At 61.1% G+C, this 4,380-nt stretch carries 4 protein-coding genes, 1 tRNA gene and 1 pseudogene; 4 read left to right on the top strand and 2 right to left on the bottom strand.

Annotated features, from left to right (window positions below):
* Positions 1–345, top strand: a 345-nt coding sequence (locus EOD07_RS24370) for a DUF6882 domain-containing protein (protein WP_127237260.1), incomplete at its 5' end; no start/stop codon positions are given.
* Between the two features lie 91 nt (positions 346–436).
* On the opposite strand, the gene EOD07_RS24365 is transcribed toward EOD07_RS24370, so the two are convergent.
* On the bottom strand, positions 437–892 hold the full coding sequence (locus EOD07_RS24365; protein WP_127237259.1) for a BA14K family protein: 456 nt from the start codon (positions 890–892) through the stop codon (positions 437–439).
* 283 nt (positions 893–1,175) lie between these two features.
* Here EOD07_RS24365 and EOD07_RS24360 point away from each other — a divergent pair.
* The 3 genes from EOD07_RS24360 (at position 1,176) to EOD07_RS24345 (ending at position 3,999) form a co-directional block, all read left to right on the top strand.
* Positions 1,176–1,251: transfer RNA gene (locus EOD07_RS24360), tRNA-Lys, on the top strand.
* Positions 1,252–1,528: 277 nt separating this feature from the next.
* Positions 1,529–2,440 (top strand): DUF535 family protein, encoded by a 912-nt coding sequence (locus tag EOD07_RS24355; protein ID WP_127237258.1) that lies wholly within the window; start codon positions 1,529–1,531, stop codon positions 2,438–2,440.
* Between the two features lie 413 nt (positions 2,441–2,853).
* Entirely contained in the window at positions 2,854–3,999 is a 1,146-nt protein-coding gene (locus EOD07_RS24345; RefSeq protein ID WP_127237256.1) for a hypothetical protein, read from the top strand.
* 33 nt (positions 4,000–4,032) lie between these two features.
* Here the strand turns inward: EOD07_RS24345 and EOD07_RS24340 are convergent.
* Positions 4,033–4,380: pseudogene (locus tag EOD07_RS24340) on the bottom strand (DNA-protecting protein DprA); the annotation flags it as partial.

Below are 4,380 nucleotides of genomic sequence, written 5' to 3'. Positions count from 1 at the left end.
CTGTCGTTCTCCGACCAGGCCGGCGTCAAGATCGTCTCTGAAATCCAGATCGCAGGTTCCACCAGCGCCAAGGCCGGTAACTGGCTGTGGGCGTGGGCCAATTCGAACCTGCCTGGCAATCTTCTCGGCGGCGCGAAACTGGTTCGGGCCTTCGGCGAGGAAAAAGGCATAGACAATTTGGCCCGGGCCTATGTGGACGATACGGGCGGCGACCTGGAAGCTCTCGGCTGGGAACTCACGGCGGCAATGGTTCGGGTTTGCAATGCGCTTGGCGCTTACCGCTCGCCGCGCGGTGAAGGCGGAGCGCTGTATCTGGTTTTCAAAAGTGTCAGATGGGCAAACTGACCGCCTGGCCGTTTCGCTGATCAAAACGAGAGAGCCCGTGCCTCTCGAGGCACGGGCTCAGTCAACGACCCTGGGTACTGACTGGAGGCCGTCAGTAGGGCGAAACGCACTGCTGACGCGGGCCGTTGTAGGGCTGGAAAGTGTTGTCCGAGGCGCGATACGAGCGGTAGCGGTCGTAGCACCACTGGACATGCGAGTTGCCGCGATAGACGCGGCTGTTCTCGCTGTTGACGATGGCGCCGGTGATCAGCGCGCCCGTGGCGAAAGCGGCCAGCGGGAACCAATAGTCGCCATGCCGGCGATAGCCGCGGCGATATTCACGATAGCCGCGATGGCCGTTCCAGTAGACGCTGCCACCGCGACGCGAGAAATCGCGGTTGAAGCCGCGGTGCCTTCTCCAATCCCGATACTGCACAGTCTGGACATCTGACGACAGGCCCTGGGGTTGCGGCACATAGGCCGGCTGAGCGTTGACCGGCACCATTTCGGCCGCGATGAACGACGCCGAGAGAGCGGCTGCCAACAGTCCCGATGCGATCTTGTTCATTAGTCTTCTCCTAGAGGTTGATCGACGTCCCTGTTTTGCGAAACGGGTCCGGGTTGCAAATTGTTCCCGTTTCGATATCACAACCCGCTGTTGTGGAGCTTTCTGAAGCAATACGGACACGGGCCATTGGCGCGAGCATTCGAAAGCCGTTCGCCAACACCCTCGGCACCCTCGAAATCTGTTCAAGAAATCCGCCTTGGAAGCCTGTCTTTTTCCGGTTGACCGGCCGCGGCACTCTCCCTATGTTCCGCGCAATTTCGAGGGCGGCGTTTCGAGCCCGCGGGAGCGCGTAGCTCAGCCGGTAGAGCAACTGACTTTTAATCAGTAGGTCATGGGTTCGAATCCCATCGCGCTCACCAAAAACGACCGCCCGAAACAGCCCGCCCACATCTGCCGAATTGCCGCAAGTCCAACCGCCTCCACAACATCACGTCGCCGCTCGGCCGGCGCTTTACATTTTTGTAAATTGCCTTGGGTGCGCGGTTCGCGATAGGGCAGGCTGGTGGCCCGGTTCGGGCATCGGGCTTGTTGGGCAATAGAAATGGCTCGGATGAACGGACCTGGCCGTCCTTGAAGTCTTGCCGTCGGCGATCACCAGAGGAGCGGTGTCGCGCCGAATAGAATTATGGGGCAGCGGTGTCGTCACGTCGAGGCAGGCGAGCGCCTTCCGCTTTCCGTCGCAGGCTTAACGAGTGGGTTCACACGGTCAAGTGGGCCGCCCTTCGTTGGCTGTATCGTCGCGATATCGCCGATGTCAGGCTGAAGCTTGGCGCCGAGCCCTTCGCTCCAATCCTCGATCATTATCCGGAGGTTCCACTCAAGGTTGTCCGTCCCTACCTGACCGTGGGGCTGAAGCGCGGCAAACGCGCCGTGGCCCTGGTCGGTCACTATATGGCGGCAGCCCGTTTGCTTTGCGACGCCGCATTGGTCGAGAGCCACACTGGCGGTCTGGAATTGTTCGCAGTCACGACCCCTGCGGGGACAATCACGGTGGAGCTAACCGGCCAGGGCGGCCTCTACAGGGAAGCGGAGTGGCGCCTTGTCCTTTGTCTGGATCACAGGCCGATCACTGAAATGGGATTGGCGATCGTGGACCGGTCGCTGCTGCGCATCGAGGAAGCAGGGGAGATCCTTTTGATAGGCGCCCTCAAGGGTGTTTCGGCCGGAGCGCAAGGCCTTGAGGACGCCCGTATCTTGACGAACGCCATGGAGGGCATGCGCCCGAAAACCGTGCTCCTTTTCGTGGCGCAGGTTCTTAGCCGGTCCTTAGGCTTGTCCGGCCTCTTTGCCGTGTCGAATGCGGGGCATGTTTTTGCAACCGATTACAGTTTGCGCCGCCGCATCTCCGCCGACTATGATGGTTTCTGGATAGAGTCCGGAGGGCTCCGGACGGACCCTTCGATGTTCGCCATGCCCATCGCCAAGGCGCAGCGCGAGCTTACCGAGTACAAGTCCAACAAACGGGCACGGGTTCGCAGGCGATGGCGTCTGGAGGATCAAATTACCGACCAGGTGAAGGCGTCAGTCCAGCCTCTGCTTCGGAAATAACCGCGCTTTGCATCATAGCCGGCCAGCTTGATGCCCGTGGCAATCGGAACAAAAACCATACGCGTCCGTTCAATCCCGGAAGGGACCGCAATTTGGGATGCGGATACAGTGGACGTACTGAACTTGGAACTGGCCAGGGCCAGGCAGAGCGTAAAGCGCGCGGAGACTTCTCTCAATCATGCAAAGGAAATGCTGGACGAGGACTGTGGCGTAGGGATCAACCTTGCGCTGTGCAGCCGCATAAGGTCGGAACAGAAGCGCGTGGCAGAAGCCAGAAAGCGGCTGATGAAGATCGCTCGGGCTATCTTACCCTGACGGCGTGACTTTCCCCAAGACAATGAGAGCCGGCCACCGGCAAACTTGTCCCTGGACAGGGTCATGGCTAAACTCGGGCCTCCGAGGGAGGCTCCACGATGGCACTTGACCTTTCGGTAGAGACCACGGCCCGTAAAGCGGCGCCGCCGCCCGGCAGATATCTGTTCGGCCCGGTCGCCGATTTCCTGATGCTCGGCGGCAGCGCGTTTCTGATCCTGCCGGCGCTGTTCTTCGTGCCGCGTGAATACGAAGGCTCGTTAGCCGCGACGATGGTCGTCGTGGCCTATCTGGTGAACTACCCGCATTTCGCCCATTCCTACCAGATATTCTACCGCAATTTCGGCCGGAAGGCGCGTGGCGACGGCTACGATCGAAGCCTGCAGCTTCGCTACATTTTCGCCGGCGTCATCGTTCCGGCGATCATGGCCCTGTTCTTCGCCTATGGCGCGGCGACGTCAAACACGCGGCTGCTCGGCTTCGCGGCCAACGCAATGTTCTTTTTCGTCGGCTGGCACTACGTCAAGCAGGGCTACGGCATGCTGATGGTCGATGCCGTGCTGAAACGGAAATTCTTCGACAACCGGGACAAGAAGGTGCTGCTCGTCAACAGCTACGCGGTGTGGATCCTGGCCTGGCTGCAGACCAACACGGCGGTGACCGCGGGACAGTATTACGGGCTCCAGTATTACACCTTCGCCGCGCCTTCATGGATCACCGACATTGTCTTGGCGGCGGCCGTCGCATCCATAGCGGCTACGCTCCTGATGCTGGCCAGCCGTTGGCGAAAAAATGGCGGCGGCCTGCCGTATAACGGCATCGTTGCCTATGTCGCGTCCCTCTATCTCTGGATCCTGATCGCCAGGATAAACCCGCTCTGGCTGCTTGTGGTGCCGGCGCTGCACTCGCTGCAATATCTGGCCGTGGTGTGGCGCTATCAGACCAATGTCGAGCGTGACGTCCTGGATGCGGCGCGGGATCCGGAGCCGAAAATCCTATCCGTCCTCGGCCCTCGCTATAAGCTGCGGGTGTGGGGATTCATCATCGGAGGCGCCGCCCTCGGCTATCTCGGCTTCTGGCTGATCCCGTTCATGTTGACCGCCTTGGTCCCCTACGACAAGCAGGTGCTCGGTTCGTCGCTGTTCTTCTTCATCGTGCTGGTCTTCATCAACGTGCACCACTACTTCCTCGACAATGTGATGTGGCGCCGTGGCAATCCGGAAGTGTCGAAATATTTGTTCCGGTAGGAGGGACCCAAACCCGGAACTGAAGGCCGCAGGTCACGCGATCAGCGACACATTCCCGCCGGCGTGACGCTCAAGCCGTCCCGCGAGGTCGAGTTCAAGCAGCACCATCGATATCTGCGCTGCGCTCATGCCGGTGTGGCGGATAATGTCGTCCACCGCGATCGGCGTGGGGCCAAGCGCTTCCAGCACATCGGCGCGGTCGTTTTCGCCGGGTGGCGGCATGGCGGATATGTCGGGCGCCTCGGCAAGTGGGAGGGTTCTTGGAGGCCGGGTGCCGGCAAGCGGCGCCAGCGCGCCGAGCACGTCGGCGGCTTCGGTGACGAGCGTGACGCCGTCCTTGAGCAGCGCGTTGCAGCCGGCGGCGCGCGGATCGAGCGGCGA

It is taken from the genome of Mesorhizobium sp. M2C.T.Ca.TU.002.02.1.1, from assembly GCF_003997225.1.
The sequence above is the reverse complement of the archived record's forward strand: the minus strand, read 5'-3'. Positions and strand labels throughout refer to the sequence as shown.

What these genes read in the sequence shown, in the direction of transcription:
- EOD07_RS24365 (WP_127237259.1), bottom strand. Translation starts at nt 892, where the DNA reads ATGAACAAGATCGCATCGGGACTGTTGGCAGCCGCTCTCTCGGCGTCG.
- EOD07_RS24345 (WP_127237256.1), top strand. Translation starts at nt 2,854, where the DNA reads ATGGCACTTGACCTTTCGGTAGAGACCACGGCCCGTAAAGCGGCGCCG.